This window comes from Actinoplanes derwentensis, assembly GCF_900104725.1.
Lineage (GTDB): Bacteria > Actinomycetota > Actinomycetes > Mycobacteriales > Micromonosporaceae > Actinoplanes > Actinoplanes derwentensis.
Genome location: NZ_LT629758.1, coordinates 5,344,758 through 5,360,635 on the forward strand (window position 1 = coordinate 5,344,758; position 15,878 = coordinate 5,360,635).

Here is a 15,878-nt window from a genome sequence, read left to right on the forward strand (position 1 = left end):
TGATTCCCACCCGTACCGCACACCGCGCCCCCCACACGCGTCATGCGCCAATGCCCAGGAGCAAGAGGCTTGGAGCCCACCGGAACCGCCGACGTCAGCATCGTCATCCCGACTCACAGCGAGAAGCGCTGGGCCTCACTCACCCGGACCATCGCGTCCGCGCACGCGCAGACGCACCGGGCCACCGAGATCGTGGTCGTGGTCGACCACAACCCGGAGATGGCCGCCCGGGTGAAACTCGAGTTCCCGGGCGTCACCGTGCTGGAGAACGCGTACGCACGCGGCGCCTCCGGCAACCGCAACACCGGTGCCTTCCACACCCGGACGGCGTTCATCGCCTTCCTCGACGACGACACCGTGGCCAGCCCCACCTGGCTCGCCCACCAGCTGGTGCCGTTCAACGACCCGGCCGTGGTCGGCACCGGCGGCGGCATCATCCCGGCCTGGGCCGGCGCCCGGCCCACCTGGATGCCGGACGAGCTGCTCTGGACCGTCGGCGTCTCCTACACCGGGATGCCGACGAGCACCGCCCCGATCCGTAACGTCTGGTCGGCCAACATGATCGTCCGGCGGGACGTGTTCCTGGCGGTCGACGGTTTCCGCATCGGCTTCGGCAAACTCGGCGACCAGAACCGGCCCGAGGACACCGAACTGTGCCTGCGGATGAGCGCGGCGGCCGGCGGCCGCTGGATCTACGTGCCGCACGCGACCATCGACCACGAGGTGCCGGCCGACCGGTCGACGTTCGGGTTCCTGATGCGCCGCTGCTACGCCGAGGGCCGTGGCAAGGTGCAGATGGCCGGGCTGATGCCGAAGGACCAGGAGCTGGGCGCGGAAAAGGACTATCTGCGGCGTACGCTGCCCCGCGCCGTCGTCCGCAACCTGGCCGACGCCGGCAGTGGCCGGGGCATGTTCCACGCGCTGCGGGCCGCGACCGTGGTCGCCGCCGTGGCCGCCGCCGCGTGGGGTGGTGGGGTGGAGACCCTCGCCGGCCTGTTCGAAGGCTCCTCCAGCACCACCACCGTCTCCTAGGCGGTGCGCTCCAGACGGATCTGCACCCACTTGGACGTGGGGGTCCCGCTCTCCTCGGCCTGCGAGTCGAGCGGGACCAGCGGGTTCGTCTCCGGGTAGTAGGCGGCCACACAGCCCTTCGGGGTGTCGTAGGTGACCAGCCGGAACCTGTCGGCCCGGCGCTCGACCCCGTCGTCCCACTCGGAGACCAGGTTGACGATGTCACCGTCGTCGAAGCCCAGGTCGGCCAGGTCGGCCGCGCTGATGAAGACGACCCGGCGGCCCTGTTTGATGCCCCGATACCGGTCGTCGAGCCCGTAGATCGTGGTGTTGAACTGGTCGTGGCTACGCAGACTCTGCAGGATCAGCCGCCCCGGCGGGATCGTCATCACCTGCAGCGGGCTGACCGTGAAGACCGCCTTGCCCTCCAGCGTCGGGAAGGTCCGTGAGTCGCGCGGCGGGTGCGGCATGGTGAACCCGCCGTCCCGGATCTTCGCCGGATAGTCGTCGCACCCCGGCACGACCCGGCCGATCCGCTCCCGGATCTGGTCGTAGTCAGCGGCGAAACCGTCCCACGGGATGTCGTGCCGGTCACCGAACGTGGCCGCCGCGATCCCGCAGACGATGTCCACCTCCGAGCGCAGCAGCGGCCCCGCCGGGGTGGACCGGCCGCGGGAGGCGTGCACCGCCGACATCGAGTCCTCCACGGTGATCCGCTGCACCCGGCCGCCGGTCAGATCCTCCTCGGTCCGGCCCAGCGTGGGCAGGATCAGCGCGGTGTGCCCGGCCTCGACGTGACTGCGGTTGAGTTTCGTGGAGATCTGCACGGTCAGCGCCGCGCCCCGCATCGACGCCGCGGTCACCTCGGTGTCCGGCATCGCGGCCACGAAGTTGCCGCCGAGCGCGACGAACACACTCGCGTGGCCGTCCCGGAACGCCTTGACCGTGTCGACGGCGTCGTGGCCGTGCTCGCGCGGCGGCTCGAAACCGAACTCGTCACGCAGGCGGTCCAGGAAGATCGCCGGCGGTTTCTCCCAGATCCCCATGCTCCGGTCGCCCTGCACGTTGGAGTGCCCGCGAACCGGGCAGAGACCCGCGCCCGGCTTGCCGATCATGCCCTGGAGCAGGGCGACGTTGACGAACTCCTTGATCGTGGCGACCGCGTTGCGGTGCTGGGTGATGCCCATCGCCCAGCAGTGCACGACCCGTTGCGCGGACGCCAGCATGTCGGCGGCCGCCTCGATCTCGGCCCATTCCAGGCCGGTCGCCGCCAGCACCTGGTCCCGGTCGACGCGGGACACGTGCTCGGCCCACGCCTCGAAGCCGACGGTGGACGTACCGATGAAGTCCTTGTCGGCAACGCCCCGCTCCAGCAACAGGTGGCCGATCGCCTGCCAGAGGGCCAGGTCGCCGTTGAAACGGATACGCAGCAGCCGGTCGGCGAGCACGGTGCCGTGCCCGGTCAGGCCCCGCACTTGCTGCGGGTTGTCGAACCGGGTCAGCCCGGCCTCGGAGAGGGGGTTGATCGCCAGGATCTTCGCGCCGTCGCGTTTCGCGATCTCCAGGGCGGTGAGCATGCGCGGGTGGTTGGTGCCCGGGTTCTGCCCGGAGACCACGATCAGGTCGGCCTGCTGCAGGTCCTCCAGGGTGACCGAGCCCTTGCCGACACCGATCGTGCGCATCAGGGCCGAACCGGTCGACTCGTGGCACAGGTTCGAACAGTCCGGCAGGTTGTTGGTGCCGAGCGCCCGGGCCAGCAGCTGATAGACGAACGCCGCCTCGTTGCTGGCCCGCCCGGACGTGTAGAAGGCCGCCTGGTGCGGGCTGTCCAGGCCACGCAGATGCGAGCCGGCCAGGGCGAACGCATCGTCCCAGGAGATCGGCTCGTAGTGGGTGCCGCCGTCGCGCCGCACCATCGGATGCGTCAGCCGGCCCTGCTTCTCCAGCCAGTGGTCGGTCTGCCCGGCCAGGTCGGCGATCGAGTGCCGGGCGAAGAACTCCGGGCCGACGGTGTCACGCTGGCCCTCCCAGGAGACCGCTTTCGCACCGTTCTCACAGAACTCGGCGGTGTGCCGATGCCCCTGCGGGTCGGGCCAGGCGCAGCTCATGCAGTCGACGCCGTCGTGCTGGTTGAGGGCACGCAGGTTGCGGACGGTCTTGCGGACGCCCATCTTCCGCACCGCGTTGGTGAGGCTGAGCCGCACCGCCTGCAGCCCGGCCGCGTGGTCGGCCGGAGGTCCCACCGACAGGCGGGCGTCTTCCTCTTCGAAAGATGTCATCGGCCTCTCCCATCGCGTCACGTACCGGTCCAGTCTCCCCCGCTCACCGTCTTCAATCCAGTTCGTGCTCCCGCAGCGCCGCCAGCACCGATGCCGGCGGCCACGAGTCGACCCGGTAGCGGACCGGTGCCAGCAGCGGCTCCGGGCGCAGTCCCGCCTGTTCCTCGGCGACATTCCAGGGCACCCGGAATTCCACCCCGGCGCCGGTACGGGCGAACGCCACCGTGTCGGCGCGCGGCAGCAGGGTGCTCACGCCCTCGGTCCAGGTGGCGATCGTCTCGGCCGGACCGCCGCCGGGCGGTTCGATCGCGACCAGGTTGCCGACGTGCGTCTCGAAGCCGGCCTTCTCGTACTGTCCGGCCAGCCAGTCGGTCTGGTTCGAATACTCGGTGAGCGCCAGCACGGCACCGGCGCGGCGGGCCGGGATGTGGTGCGGGTGGCCGGGTGGCGGCTGATAGGGCACCGACCGTCCGTCCGGGCCGGCGACGTAACCGACCGGGGACAGGTAGCGCACCGCCTCGCCGAAGACCCGCTCGACCGCGGCGTACAGCTGCTCCCCGCCCTGTTCCGGCAGTGGGGTGAGCAGCAGGGTGTTGTTGTCCGGGACGAACGCGAGCACCGGCCCGCCCATCCGCTCACCCACCTCGGCCAGCCAGCCCGGCGCCAGCAGCAGCGAGGTGAAGTAACCGTCGCCGTCGTCGAGCAGGCTCACCACCGGGCCGTCCCGCCACGACCGCTCCAGGCTCTGCCGGGCGATGGCCGCCAGGTTCTCCCGGGCCACCGCGAACACCTCGTCGACGCCGACACCCCACTCGTCGACCCGGTCCGGCAGCACATAGGCCATCGCGTCGGGGGCGTCGATCACCACCAGCTCCCGCAGGAACGGCATCGCCGGGCGGGACAGCGGCGGGCGCATCCCAGCCGGGCCGGCCACCCCGAACGTCACCGGGCGCAGGACCGGGCGCAGCTTGGCCCGGACGGTCTCCCAGTCGTCCTCGGGCATCGGCGCCATCAGCCCGATCAACCGTTCCAGGCGCTCCCGGCGCTCGGCCGGGGTGGCGTCCTCGGTCTCCCGGAAGACGTTGGCGAGGTAGAGGTGGGCGGGCCGGTCGGCGCCGGTCCGGTGGATCGCGATGGCGAATTCCTCCGGCTGGTAGACCGCCCGCTCGACACCCGGGGTGTGCCGGGCCACCCGGAGCGCGAGCTGCGCGAATCTGCGGCGCGGCGAACCGAACCTGTCCAGCAAACCCATTGGTGGACCTTAACGGACACCCGGCCCGCAGCGGTCCGGGGTCACCCTGAGCAGCGAAGTAAACTAAGTACACTTCGCTTCCGAGACGCTACGAAGGGACCCTCCCCATGACGAACTCCAGGCCGCTGACCGCCGCCAGCACCATCGGTGAATGGCTCGACCACCCGGAGGGCGGACCGGCCCTGGGCGGACTGCTCGCCGCCGGCGGCACGGACCCGGCGGCGCTCGCCCCGATCCGCGGCCTGCCGCTGCAGCAGATGGTCGAGCTGAGCCAGGGCACCATGCCGCAATCCGTCGTCGACGACCTGGTCCTGCGGGTCAACGGCGGAGTGGCACCCGAGGAGGACACCGAGGGCGGCGCCTGGCGGGAGCGGATCACACCGGGCCGGTTCGACGGCAAGACCGTGATCGTCACCGGCGCGGCCTCCGGCATCGGCCGGGCCACCGCCGCCCGCATCGTCCGCGAGGGCGGCCGGGTCATCGGTGTCGACATCACCGACGGCAAGCTCAAGGAGACCGAGGCCGCCCTGGGCGCGGCGTTCACGGCGGTGGCCGCCGACATCACCAAGGCCGACGACATCGACCGGATCGTGGCCGCCGCCGGTGACCGGATCGACGGGCTGGCCAACGTCGCCGGCGTGGTCGACGACTTCAGCCCGGTGCACGAGACCTCCGACGCGATCTGGGCGAAGCTGTTCGCGGTCAACGTCGACGGTGTCTTCCGGCTGACCCGCGCGGTCGTCCCGGTGATGCTGGCCGCCGGGCGCGGCTCGATCGTCAACATCGCCTCCGAGGCGGCGCTGCGCGGCAACGCGGCCGGGGTCGCCTACACCGCCTCCAAACACGCGGTCATCGGCATCACCAAGAACACCGCTTTCATGTACGGGCACCAGGGCATCCGGACCAACGCGGTCGCGCCCGGCGGGGTCGCCACCGGCATGGTCCCGGTCAGCCAGTCCGAGTTCGGCCGCTCCCGCACCGGCCCGTTCCTGCAGCTCATCCCGGGAGTGGCACTGGCCGAGCACCTGGCCGCGTCGATCACCTTCCTGCTCAGTGACGACGGGGTGAACCTCAACGGGGTGGTGCTGCCGTCCGACGGTGGCTGGTCGGTTCAGTAAGGGCCTGCTGGAGCAGCGCGCCGTAACGGGCGATCAGGTCGTCCCGGTCGGCGGTCACCAGGCTCTCGTCCTCGACCACCCAGAGCGAGTAGAGCAGACCGCCGACCACCGCGGCCGCCAGCGAGGCCCGCACGTCGGCGCTCGGGCCGGTGAGCCGGGCCCGCACCGGACCGACGAACGTCTGCTCGTGGATGCGCTGCAGCCGGGCCCGGATCTCCGGCTCGTTGCTGCCCCGGAGCAGAGCCAGATAGACCCCGCGGATGTCGTCGTCGGCGAGCAGCACCTCGACGAACCGCTCACCGAACTCCTCCAGGGGCACGTCGAGCAGCGGCTCGTCGTCGATGGTGAACCGCATGGTGTCGAGGAACAGCAGCTCCTTGGTGCCGAAGTAGCGGATCACCAGTGCCGGGTTCGTCACCGCCTGGGCGGCGATGTCCCGAACCGAGGTTCGTGCAAAACCTCGCTCCCGGAACAGACGGGACGCTGCGGCACGAATCTCCTCACGGGTCGCCTCACCCGTACGCCTGGCCATGCTTCTGATCGTAGGCGGCTGCCCTTCGCACCCACATGGGCGGAGTCGCCCCGGATCGGGCAATTCTCGCGAACCTCACCCGGCCCTCTGGACGTCGTGCTCAGCTATCCGGGACACGGCATTCGTCCCGGAAGGTCTGACATGAGAAAAACCGCACAAGGACTCCTCACCGCCTGCGCCGGGCTGGTGATCGGAGCCACGTTCGGCGCCGGGCCCGCCCTCGCCGGACCGGACTGGATCCCGCCCGGCCGGCTGCTCGGCTACTACGGCTCGCTGAACGACTGCAACTCCTACGCCTCGTCGCTGGTGCTGTGGGACGACGACTACGACTGTGACTACCGGCCGGCGCGGTTCGTGAGCCCCTACGCGCTGATCATCGAGCGGCCGGTGATGATCCGTCCCGGCTTCGACTACTTCGAGCCCGGTTTCGACGACTTCGGTCCGGGATTCGACGACTTCGGTCCGGGTAGCGGCTTCGGCCCGGGCAGCGGCTTCCGGCCGGGATTCGACGACTTCGGTCCGGGCGGCGACTTCGTGCCGGGCGGCGACTTCGTGCCGGGCAGCGGCGACTTCCGGCCGGGCAGCGGCGACATCGCGCCGCCGGTGGCCTCGGCACCGCAGCAGCCCGCACCGGGAGCCGGTGCCCTGCCGGGCACGGGCGCGCTGCCGGGAGCAGGCGATCCCGCGGGAACCGGTGCCCTGCCGGGCACGGGCGCGCTGCCGGGTACAGGCGCGCTGCCGGGAACGGGCGCGCTGCCGGGCACGGGCGCTCTGCCGGGAACCGGTGCCGCGCCGTCCGCCGTCGAGCCCGCGAACGCGGAACCGGTGAAGCCGGCCAAGCCCGCGAAGGCGAACAAGAAGCACAACAAGAAGCACGACAAGGTGACGATCACGGCCGAGGAACCGGTGGACGTGACCGATCCGGGCCCGGGCGACGCACCGCCGCCCGCCACCGCGGACCAGCCGATCACCGACCAGCCGATCACCGGCCAGCCGGTGATTCAGCCGGCGATCCAGCAGGTACCGGTGCTGGTGCTGCCGGTGCGCCAGGTGGGCCCCTGCGGTCCCTGCTCCTGAGACCGGACGGACGATGGCGGCCGGGCCGGTGCCCGGCCGCCTCCGTCCCAGCCACCGACGGCCGGTCGACAGCGCCCCAACCGCGGGCGAAAGGAACCGACGGCGTCTCAGCCTCCGGCCATCGCCCCGACCACCAGGAACGGCTCCTCGCCCGCCGCGACCCGGTCCGGCAGCGGCGCGTCGGGCGGCTCGTTGGAGAGGTCCTCCTCGCAGGCGAAGAAACGCACCAGAGCCCGCCGTTTCCCGGTCCCCCGGTCCCGCATGGTGCCGAGGAGCATCGGGAACCGCTGTTCGACGGCGTCGAGGACGTGCCGCTGGGTCACCTCCCCCGGCACCTCGACCTGAACCTCCCCGGTCACCTTCGCGAGAGTGCGCAGGTGCGGCGGGAGGATCACCCGGATCACGGCAGCACCTGTACTTCCACCGACAGCACCGGCGGCAGGTCACGGACCAGGGTGTTCCAGGTGTCCCCGCTGTCGGCCGACCCGTAGACCTGCCCGGCGCTGGTGCCGAAGTAGATCCCGCACTCGTCGAGGGTGTCCACCGCCATCGCGTCGCGCAGCACGTTGACGTAGCAGTGCTCCTGCGGCAGTCCGGTGGTGAGCGCCTCCCACTCGTCGCCGCCGGTGCGGCTGCGGTAGACCCGCAACTTCCCGTCCATCACGTAGTGCAGTTGGTCACTGGTGATCGGCACGACGTAGATCGTCTCCGGTTCGTGCGCGTGCACCGCAATCGGGAAGCCGAAGTCGGTCGGCAGGTTTCCGCTGATCTCCCGCCAGTTGGCTCCGGCGTCGTCGGTGCGCATGACGTCCCAGTGTTTCTGCATGAAGAGGGTGTCCGGCCGGGTCGGGTGCATGGCGAGCCGGTGCACGCAGTGGCCGACGTCGGCGTCCGGGTCGGGGATGCCCTCGCTCTGCAGGCCGTGGTTGACCGGCTGCCAGGTGGCCCCGCCGTCGTCGGTGCGGAACACTCCGGCGGCCGAGATCGCCACGAACATCCGGTCCGGGTCCACCGGGTCCAGCAGGATCGTGTGCAGGCACAGGCCACCGGCACCGGGCTGCCAGAGCGGTGCGGACGTGTGGGTCCGCAGCCCGGTCAGTTCCACCCATTTGTGGCCGCCGTCGGTGCTCTTGTAGAGGGCGGCGTCCTCACCGCCCGCGTAGACCACGTCGGCCTCGGTCCGCGACGGTTCCAGGTGCCAGATGCGTTTGAACTCCCACGGGCGCGGAGTGCCGTCGTACCAGAGGTGGTCGCCGACGTCCCCGGCGTAGGCGAAGTCGTGGTCGACCTGCGCCCAGGTGGCCCCGCCGTCGTCGGAGCGCTGGATCACCTGGCCGAACCAGCCGCCGGACTGCGACACGTAGATCCGGTTCGGGTCCACCGGTGAGCCGTTGGCGTGGTAGATCTCCCAGCCGGCGAAGTGCGGGCCGTCCACCGTCCAGTCCGCGCGCCGGCCGTCCGAGGTCAGGACGAACAGGCCTTTCCGGGTACCGACCAGCAATCGAACACCGCTCATGTTCCGCTCCCCTCGTAGACACTATGGACGCATGATGCTGTGCTCCAGGTCACTCTAGGGGCTCTAGGACGAATGTTCGACCGGAAGAGGTCAACCCTGCAAGGCGCGGGCCATCTCGGCCTGCTCGGCCAGTACGTCGTTCATCCGCGCCTGGACCGCGTCCATCTTGCCGATCGTCTCGCTGGTGGTGTGGATGCCGTTGGCGACGGTCTCCGCGCTGGCCTGGATGCCGGCGATCTGGTCGGCGACCTTCTGGGTGGCCTCGGCGGTCTCCCGGGCCAGCTCCTTGACCTCACCGGCGACCACCGCGAAGCCCTTGCCGGACTCACCGGCCCGGGCCGCCTCGATGGTGGCGTTGAGCGCGAGCAGGTTGGTCTGCTCGGCGATCGAGGAAATGATCTTGATGACGTCGCCGATCGCGTTGGACGCCTGGCCCAGGGCCGCCACCTCGGCGGTCATCGCCGACGCGCGGGTCACCGCCTGCTCGGCCACCGAGGTCGCGTCCTGGCTGGCGTTGCGCAGCCGGTCGACGGTGTCCAGCAGGTCCCGGGCGTTACCGGCGGCCCGTTCGGTGCCGCGGACCACGTCGAGGCGCTGCGACACCAGCTGCTGCACGTTGCGCAGCGCGGCGGCCCGCGACTCGGACAGGTCGATGTACTCGGTGGTGAAGAAGTCCATCGTGCCGGCCACCCGGTCCCCGCTCATGATCGGGAAGCAGACGCCGGACCGCACCCCGGCCCGCTGGGCCGCCGGAGCCCGGACGCAGTCGGTCAGTTCCGCCAGGTCACGGACGAAGACCAGGTCCCGGGCCCGCCAGGCACGGCCGGAGAGACCGACCCCCTCGGCGAACGTGGCAGCGAGGGTGACCCGGCGGAACTCGTCACCGGCCGAACCCGATTCGACCTGGAACTTCAGCACGTGCAGCTCCGGGTCGATCGCCCAGAACGAGCCGTACGCCCAGCCGAACGCGGTGCGCACCGCGTCCAGCGCGGCCTTGATCGTGGTCTGACTGTCCGAGGCCTGCCCGAGCCGGGTGACGACGGTGGTCACCGCTTCCCGGTCATTGGCCACCTGGCGCAGTTCGGCGGCGGCGATCGCGCTGGTCCGGGCCCGCTCGCCCATCCGGACGATGGCCGCGAACTTCTCCTTGCGGGCCTCGTCGGCGTAGAACAGGGTCGGCGAGTAGTACTCCAGGACCCCGGTCACCTCGCTACCCTTGAGCACCGGAAGCACCGCCGCGGCGATCATCCCGGACCGGGCTGCCGCCTGCCACCGCCGGCAGCCGTTGACGGCCTCCGGGTCCTCGTCGAAGACCGGCACCCGGCTCCGGAGCGCCCGGTTCACCAGCTCGCCCGGGTCGTTGCGGCCCGCCGCCTGGATCTGTGCCACCAGCGGACCGCACTCGTGCCGCACCTGCAGCCGGCCGGCGTTGTCCAGGACCCAGACCGCGCCGTACCCGAATTTGTAGAACCCGACCGTGCTCTCCACCGTGATCCGCCAGGCGCCGTCCTCGTCGCCGGCGCCGGCGTCCAGCTTGCGGACCAGTTCCTCCAGCGCCTCCACGTCCCGTGGGATGGGGCGCACCGTCTCCGGGCTCGCTGCCCGGGAACCGAACAACCGCACGTTTTCGCCTCCTACACCGGCACCGGGAACCCGCAGTCCCATCTTCGGCCCATACGAGACGTATTGCAGCGGTTATGCCCAAGGCACCCAGGCGGCATCGGCCAGCGGCGGCTGCCGGGACTCCAGTTCCCGCAGCAGGATGCCCTCGCGCAGCCCCCACGGGCAGATCCGCAGCGAGCTGATGCCGAGGCGGCGCATCACCTCGTACGCGACGATCGCCCCGGCCAGGATCTGCCGGGCCCGGTGCGGGGAGACGCCTTTGAGCCGGGCCCGATGCGGGCTGGGCATCACCGCCAGCCTCTTGATCCACGGGCGCAGAGCACGAGCTTCGACAGTTCGCGGTACGAACGGGCCGAGGCGCTGTGGCGGTGCCCCGGTCAGGCGGGCGAGCTGCTGGAAGGTCTTCGAGGCGGCCACCGACGTGTGCGGTTCCTCCCACGACGTCCGGGCCGCGACCTCGCCGAACCGCTCCCGCACGTACCTGCTCAGCCGGCGCACCGCCCGTGGTGACGGCGGGTCGGAGTCGAGGAACTCCCGGGTCAGCCGCCCGGCGCCCAGCGGCAGCGACATCGCCGACTCGGGCAGCCGGTCCCGGCCGAACGCCACCTCCAGGCAGCCGCCGCCGATGTCGACCATCAGCATCGGGCCGGCCTGCCAGCCCAGCCAGCGGCGCGCCGCCAGGAAGGTGAGCCGGGCGTCCTCGACTCCGGTGATCGTGCCCAGGCGCACCCCGGTGGCCTTGCGCACCTGCGCGAGGACCGCGTCGCGGTTGGGGGCGTCCCGGACCACCGCCGTGGTGTAGGCGAACATCCGGTTCACTCCGGCCCGGTGGGCTTCGGCCGCCGCCTCCCGCACCGAGACGATCATGCGGTCCAGGGCGTCCGGGCCGATCGTGCCGTCGGCCGGCAGCCGGTGCGCGAGCCGGGGCCGCTGCTCCCAGGCGTGTACCGGCAGCGGCAGTCCCGAGTCGGCCTCGGCGACCACCAGGTTGACTGTGTTGGAGCCCACGTCCAGGACTCCCAGGCGGATCGGATCGGTCACGGCCGGAACCGGTAACCCATGCCGGGCTCGGTCAGCAGATGCCGCGGCCGGGCCGGATCGGTCTCCAGCTTGCGGCGCAACCGGGCCATGTACTGCCGCAGGTAATTGGTCTCGGTCTGGTACTGCGGGCCCCACACGTCGTGCAACAGCTCCTTCTGGGTGATCAGTTTTCCGGGATGGCGCAGCAGGTGTTCCAGCAGCTGCCATTCGGTCGGGGTGAGCCGGACGCCGTCACTGATCGAGTGCTCGGCCAGGTCCACCTCGAACGAGCCGATCATCACGACCGGGTTCTCCTGGTCGGCGGGCCGGCCCCGGCGGGTGACCGCCCGGATCCGGGCCAGCAGTTCGTCGACCCCGAACGGTTTCGTCACGTAGTCGTCGGCGCCCGCGTCCAGGGCGGCCACCTTGTCGGCGCTGTCGGCCCGGCCGGAGAGCACGATGATCGGCACCGCGGTCCAGCCGCGCAGGCCGGCGATCACCTCGGCACCCTCCATGTCGGGCAGGCCCAGATCGAGCACGACCAGGTCGGGATGGGTGTGGGCGGCGGTGTGCAGGGCACTCGCGCCGTCCGGGGCGGTGTCCACCTCGTACCCGCGGGCCTTGAGGTTGATCCGCAGCGCACGGGTGATCTGGGCGTCGTCGTCGACGACGAGGATCCGGGTCACGGCACGGCCACCGGCAGCGCGAGGATCATGGTGAGGCCGCCTCCGGGAGTCTCGTCGGGAGTGAGCGTGCCGCCCATCGCCTCGGTCAGACCGCGCGACAGGGCCAGGCCCAGACCCACCCCGGTGTGGTTGTCGCGGTCGCCGAGCCGCTGGAACGGCAGGAACACATCGTCCCATCGATCCGCCGGGATCCCCGGACCGTGATCGATCACACGCAGCTCGACCACCTCCCCGTGACTGCTGCCGGTGATCATCGGCGGGCGGTCCGGCGGACTGTAGCGAAGTGCGTTGCCGATCAGGTTGACCAGGACCCGTTCCAGCAGGCCCGGATCGGCGCGCAGCAGCGGCAGGTCGTCCGGGACCCGCAGCGCCACCTGCCGGGCCTGCGGCCCGAGATCTTCCAGAGCCATCGGTACGACGTCCTCGGCGCCCATCTCGATCGCGGTCACGCCCAGCGCGCCGGTCTGCAGGCGGCTCATGTCGAGCAGGTTCGCCACCAGCCGGCTCAGCTTGTCCAGGGACTCGTCGGCGGTGGCCAGCAACTCCACCCGGTCCTCGTCGTCGAACTGTACGTCCGGGCTGCGCAGGCTGGCGACCGCGGCCTTCGCCGAAGCCAATGGTGTCCGCAGATCGTGGCTCACCGCGGCGAGCAGCGCGGTCCGCATCCGGTTCGCCTCGGCCAGCGGTTTCGCGGTGGCCGCCTCGGCCGCCAGCCGCTCCTGCCGCAACGCGACAGCGGCCTGCGCGGCGAACGCCTCCACCACCCTTCGATCAGAGGCTTCGAGCGTACGACCGGAGAGCAGCACCGTCTCCGTCTCGCCGGCGTGCACCGTCATGTGCGCGTCGGCCGGCCGCAGGTTCGGCACCCCCACCTCGGCGACCGTCGTCCCGTTCTCCAGCAGCGCCACCGAGTCCAGGCCGAACGTCTCCCGCAGCCGGTCCAGCAACGCGAGCAGGGGCCGTTGCCCGCGCAACACCCCACCGGCGACCGTGGCCAGGGTCTGCGCCTCGGCGGACGCCTCCGCCGCCTGCCGGGTGGTCCGGGCGGCCTTGTCCACCACCCAGCTCACCGACACCGCCACCACCACGAAGATGCCCAGGGCCAGCAGGTTCTCCTCGCGAGCGATCGCGAACGCACCGTACGGCGGGGTGAAGAACCAGTTCAGCAGCATCGACCCGAGAACCGCCGCGACCAGTGCCGGCCACAGCCCGCCGATCAGTGCCACCCCCACCACCGAGACCAGGAACAGCAGGATGTCGTTGATCAGCGGCGGGTCGGGCAGGGCCAGCAGCACCCCGGTGAGCAGCGGCAACCCGGTCAGCGCCACCCCGAACCCGGCGATCCGGCGGCCCCGCGACAACGCCGGCGGCACCCGGCCCGGACGACCGGCCCGACCGGCCCGCTCGTGGGTGACCAGGTGCACGTCGATGCTGCCGGACAGGATCGTGGTCGTCACCCCGACCCCGGCACTGAACAGTTGCTCGAACCGGCCCCGGCTGGAGACCCCCAGCACGATCTGGGTGGCGTTCACCCCGCGGGCGAACTCCAGCAGCGCCCGCGGCACATCCGCCCCCGACACCTGGTGGTAACTGCCGCCCAGGCTCTCCACCAGCACCCGCTGCCGGGCCAGCACCGCCGGATCCGACCCGGCCAGGCCGTCGCTGCGGGTCACGTGCACGGCCAGCACGTCGGCGCTCCCGCTGCGGGCCGCGATCCGGGACGCCCGGCGGATCAGGGTCTCCCCTTCCGGCCCGCCGGCCAGCGCCACCACCACCCGTTCCCGGGTCTCCCAGGTCGCGTCGATGCCGTGGTCGGCGCGGTACCGGCCCAGTTCCTCGTCGACCCGGTCGGCCAGCCACAACAGGGCCAGCTCGCGCAGGGCGGTCAGGTTGCCGGTCCGGAACCAGTTGCCCAGCGCCGCATCGATCTTCTCCGGCGGGTAGACGTTGCCGTGCGCCATCCGCCGCCGCAGCGCCTCCGGAGTCATGTCGACCAGCTCGACCTGCTCGGCGGCGCGCACCACGGCGTCCGGCACGGTCTCCCGCTGTTCCACCCCGGTGATGCCGGCGACCACGTCGTTCAGCGACTCCAGATGCTGCACGTTCACCGTGGTCAGCACGCTGATCCCGGCGTCCAGCAGGGCCCGCACGTCCTGGTGGCGTTTCTCGTGCCGGCTGCCCGGCACGTTGGTGTGCGCCAGCTCGTCGACCACCGCCACCTCGGGTTTACGGGCCAGCACCGCGTCCAGGTCCATCTCGGTGAACCCGCTGCCCCGGTACGTCATCTCCCGCCGCGGCACCGTCTCCAGCTCACCGATCATGGCGGCGGTGTGCTTGCGCCCGTGCGTCTCCACCAGAGCGACGACGACGTCGGTGCCCCGCTCGGCCCGGCGGTGCGCCTCCTCCAACATGGCGTACGTCTTACCGACGCCCGGAGCAGCCCCCAGATAGATCCGCAATTCCCCCTGCACAGCCCCCACTCAACCTCGCCGCCTGAACCCCGGCAAGCGCGTTAACGCGATCTTGACGACGTGCCCTCGGTCACTCACCAGTACCCGCCGAGCGCGGTGTGACCGAGTCCGATCAGCGCGCCGGCGCCGATGAACCAGGCGCTGTTCCACCGGGTCCGCCACATCGCCACCAGTGTGCCGACCGTGATCGCCGCGGTCAGCGGATCGACGACAGCGGTCCGGGCCAGCTGGACACCGACGCCGGCCATCAGGGCCAACGATGTCGCGTTGACGCCGTCCAGCATCACCGACGTCCAGGGTGAGGCTCGCAGACGGCCGGTCAGGCGGGTGAGCAGGCCCACGAACAGGAACGACGGCAGAAAGATCGCCACGGTGGCCAGGAACGCCCCGGGGAGGCCGGCCACCACGTATCCGATGAAGGTGGCGGTGGTGAAGACCGGGCCCGGAGTGACCTGGCCGATCGAGATCGCGTCGAGCAACTGCTGTTCGGTGATCCAGTGCAGGCGGTCCACGAAGTCGCCGCGCAGGAAGGCCAGCAGCACGTACCCGCTGCCGTAGAGCACCGAGCCGATCTTGAGCATGGTGAGGAACAGCTGCCCGAGGTCACCGGCGCCGTCGGTCATCGGGAGCGCCAGCACCGGGAACGAGCCACGCGGCGCCCGGCGGGCCAGGCGCACCACGGCCGGCAGCGCCGCCCCGGCCGCCAGGATCAGCAGCTCGTCGACGCCCGCCAGGTACGCGGCCAGGGCGGTGGCGGCCAGGGCTCCGAGCCACACCGTCTTGAGCACCGCTCGCAGCAGGCCGGTGAGAGCGTGCACGATGATCGCCACGACGGCGGGGACGATCCCGTAGAGCAGCCCCTCGGCCGCGGGCGTCTCCCCGAACCGGACATAGGCCGCGGCGAGCCCGGTGACGATCAGCGCGGCCGGCAGGATGAAACAGATCCCGGCGGTGAGCAGGCCCCGCCAGCGGGCGCGGTCGTGGCCGAGGTGAACGGCGAGTTCGGTGGAGTTCGGGCCGGGGATGAGGTTGGTGGCACCCATCAGGTCGGCGAACCGTTCATCGGTGATCCAGCCGCGGCGCCGGACCACCTCGTCCCGCATCATCGCGATGTGTGCGACCGGGCCGCCGAACGCGATCGTGCCGAGACGCAGGAACACCCACGCCACCTCGCGAACCCGCCCGGTCTCCGTCATGATCCGCCGAACGTAGCGGCCGGAGATGAACGCCGGGCTGCGCGGACGCGTATCTGCTGGATTCGCTGAGTCCGGTGACGGGACCGCGTGCCCGTTT

The 15,878-nt window shown here is 71.2% G+C and carries 13 protein-coding genes; 3 read left to right on the forward strand and 10 right to left on the reverse strand.

Annotation, left to right across the window (positions count from 1 at the left end; translation table 11 throughout):
- Positions 1-69 precede the first annotated feature (69 nt).
- Positions 70-1,032, forward strand: a complete 963-nt coding sequence (locus BLU81_RS23585) for a glycosyltransferase family 2 protein (protein WP_157751763.1) — start codon at positions 70-72, stop codon at positions 1,030-1,032.
- Here the strand turns inward: BLU81_RS23585 and BLU81_RS23590 are convergent.
- The gene (locus BLU81_RS23590) at positions 1,029-3,290 is read right to left on the reverse strand and encodes an FdhF/YdeP family oxidoreductase (RefSeq protein WP_092546659.1); all 2,262 of its coding nucleotides are present in this window, start codon (positions 3,288-3,290) and stop codon (positions 1,029-1,031) included. The genes BLU81_RS23585 and BLU81_RS23590 overlap by 4 nt on opposite strands.
- A 52-nt stretch (positions 3,291-3,342) precedes the next feature.
- Positions 3,343-4,542 (reverse strand): hypothetical protein, encoded by a 1,200-nt coding sequence (locus BLU81_RS23595; RefSeq protein WP_092546660.1) that lies wholly within the window; start codon positions 4,540-4,542, stop codon positions 3,343-3,345.
- Between the two features lie 107 nt (positions 4,543-4,649).
- On the opposite strand from BLU81_RS23595, the gene BLU81_RS23600 reads away from it, so the two are divergent.
- The gene (locus BLU81_RS23600; RefSeq protein WP_092546661.1) at positions 4,650-5,660 is read left to right on the forward strand and encodes an SDR family NAD(P)-dependent oxidoreductase; all 1,011 of its coding nucleotides are present in this window, start codon (positions 4,650-4,652) and stop codon (positions 5,658-5,660) included.
- Here BLU81_RS23600 and BLU81_RS23605 read toward each other — a convergent pair.
- Positions 5,614-6,192, reverse strand: a complete 579-nt coding sequence (locus BLU81_RS23605; protein ID WP_092546662.1) for a TetR/AcrR family transcriptional regulator — start codon at positions 6,190-6,192, stop codon at positions 5,614-5,616. The two genes, BLU81_RS23600 and BLU81_RS23605, sit on opposite strands and share 47 nt — an antisense overlap.
- 141 nt (positions 6,193-6,333) lie before the next feature.
- Between BLU81_RS23605 and BLU81_RS23610 the strand changes: the two genes are divergently transcribed.
- On the forward strand, positions 6,334-7,269 hold the full coding sequence (locus BLU81_RS23610) for a hypothetical protein (protein WP_092546663.1): 936 nt from the start codon (positions 6,334-6,336) through the stop codon (positions 7,267-7,269).
- 107 nt (positions 7,270-7,376) lie between these two features.
- On the opposite strand, the gene BLU81_RS23615 is transcribed toward BLU81_RS23610, so the two are convergent.
- The 7 genes from BLU81_RS23615 to chrA all read right to left on the reverse strand — a co-directional run bounded on the left by BLU81_RS23615 (position 7,377) and on the right by chrA (position 15,781).
- Positions 7,377-7,673, reverse strand: a complete 297-nt coding sequence (locus BLU81_RS23615) for a MoaD/ThiS family protein (protein WP_092546664.1) — start codon at positions 7,671-7,673, stop codon at positions 7,377-7,379.
- Complete coding sequence (locus BLU81_RS23620) at positions 7,670-8,785, reverse strand: WD40/YVTN/BNR-like repeat-containing protein (RefSeq protein WP_092546665.1); 1,116 nt, start codon at positions 8,783-8,785, stop codon at positions 7,670-7,672. Before BLU81_RS23620 ends, BLU81_RS23615 begins: the two co-directional genes overlap by 4 nt.
- 90 nt (positions 8,786-8,875) lie before the next feature.
- Entirely contained in the window at positions 8,876-10,408 is a 1,533-nt protein-coding gene (locus BLU81_RS51625) for a methyl-accepting chemotaxis protein (RefSeq protein WP_269460891.1), read from the reverse strand.
- 72 nt (positions 10,409-10,480) lie between these two features.
- Complete coding sequence (locus tag BLU81_RS23630) at positions 10,481-11,437, reverse strand: Ppx/GppA phosphatase family protein (protein ID WP_092557538.1); 957 nt, start codon at positions 11,435-11,437, stop codon at positions 10,481-10,483.
- An 8-nt stretch (positions 11,438-11,445) separates the two neighbouring features.
- The gene (locus tag BLU81_RS23635; protein WP_092546667.1) at positions 11,446-12,114 is read right to left on the reverse strand and encodes a response regulator; all 669 of its coding nucleotides are present in this window, start codon (positions 12,112-12,114) and stop codon (positions 11,446-11,448) included.
- Entirely contained in the window at positions 12,111-14,525 is a 2,415-nt protein-coding gene (locus BLU81_RS23640) for a DUF4118 domain-containing protein (protein ID WP_231954810.1), read from the reverse strand. Before BLU81_RS23640 ends, BLU81_RS23635 begins: the two co-directional genes overlap by 4 nt.
- Positions 14,526-14,659: 134 nt before the next feature.
- Positions 14,660-15,781 (reverse strand): chromate efflux transporter, encoded by a 1,122-nt coding sequence (gene chrA / locus BLU81_RS23645; RefSeq protein WP_092546668.1) that lies wholly within the window; start codon positions 15,779-15,781, stop codon positions 14,660-14,662.
- Positions 15,782-15,878: the final 97 nt, after the last annotated feature.

Coding starts and splice junctions, on each gene's coding strand:
- BLU81_RS23590 (WP_092546659.1), bottom strand. CDS start 3,290: ATGACATCTTTCGAAGAGGAAGACGCCCGCCTGTCGGTGGGACCTCCG.
- BLU81_RS23595 (WP_092546660.1), bottom strand. CDS start 4,542: ATGGGTTTGCTGGACAGGTTCGGTTCGCCGCGCCGCAGATTCGCGCAG.
- BLU81_RS23600 (WP_092546661.1), top strand. CDS start 4,650: ATGACGAACTCCAGGCCGCTGACCGCCGCCAGCACCATCGGTGAATGG.
- BLU81_RS23605 (WP_092546662.1), bottom strand. CDS start 6,192: ATGGCCAGGCGTACGGGTGAGGCGACCCGTGAGGAGATTCGTGCCGCA.
- BLU81_RS23610 (WP_092546663.1), top strand. CDS start 6,334: ATGAGAAAAACCGCACAAGGACTCCTCACCGCCTGCGCCGGGCTGGTG.
- BLU81_RS23620 (WP_092546665.1), bottom strand. CDS start 8,785: ATGAGCGGTGTTCGATTGCTGGTCGGTACCCGGAAAGGCCTGTTCGTC.
- BLU81_RS23640 (WP_231954810.1), bottom strand. CDS start 14,525: ATGTTGGAGGAGGCGCACCGCCGGGCCGAGCGGGGCACCGACGTCGTC.
- chrA (WP_092546668.1), bottom strand. CDS start 15,781: ATGACGGAGACCGGGCGGGTTCGCGAGGTGGCGTGGGTGTTCCTGCGT.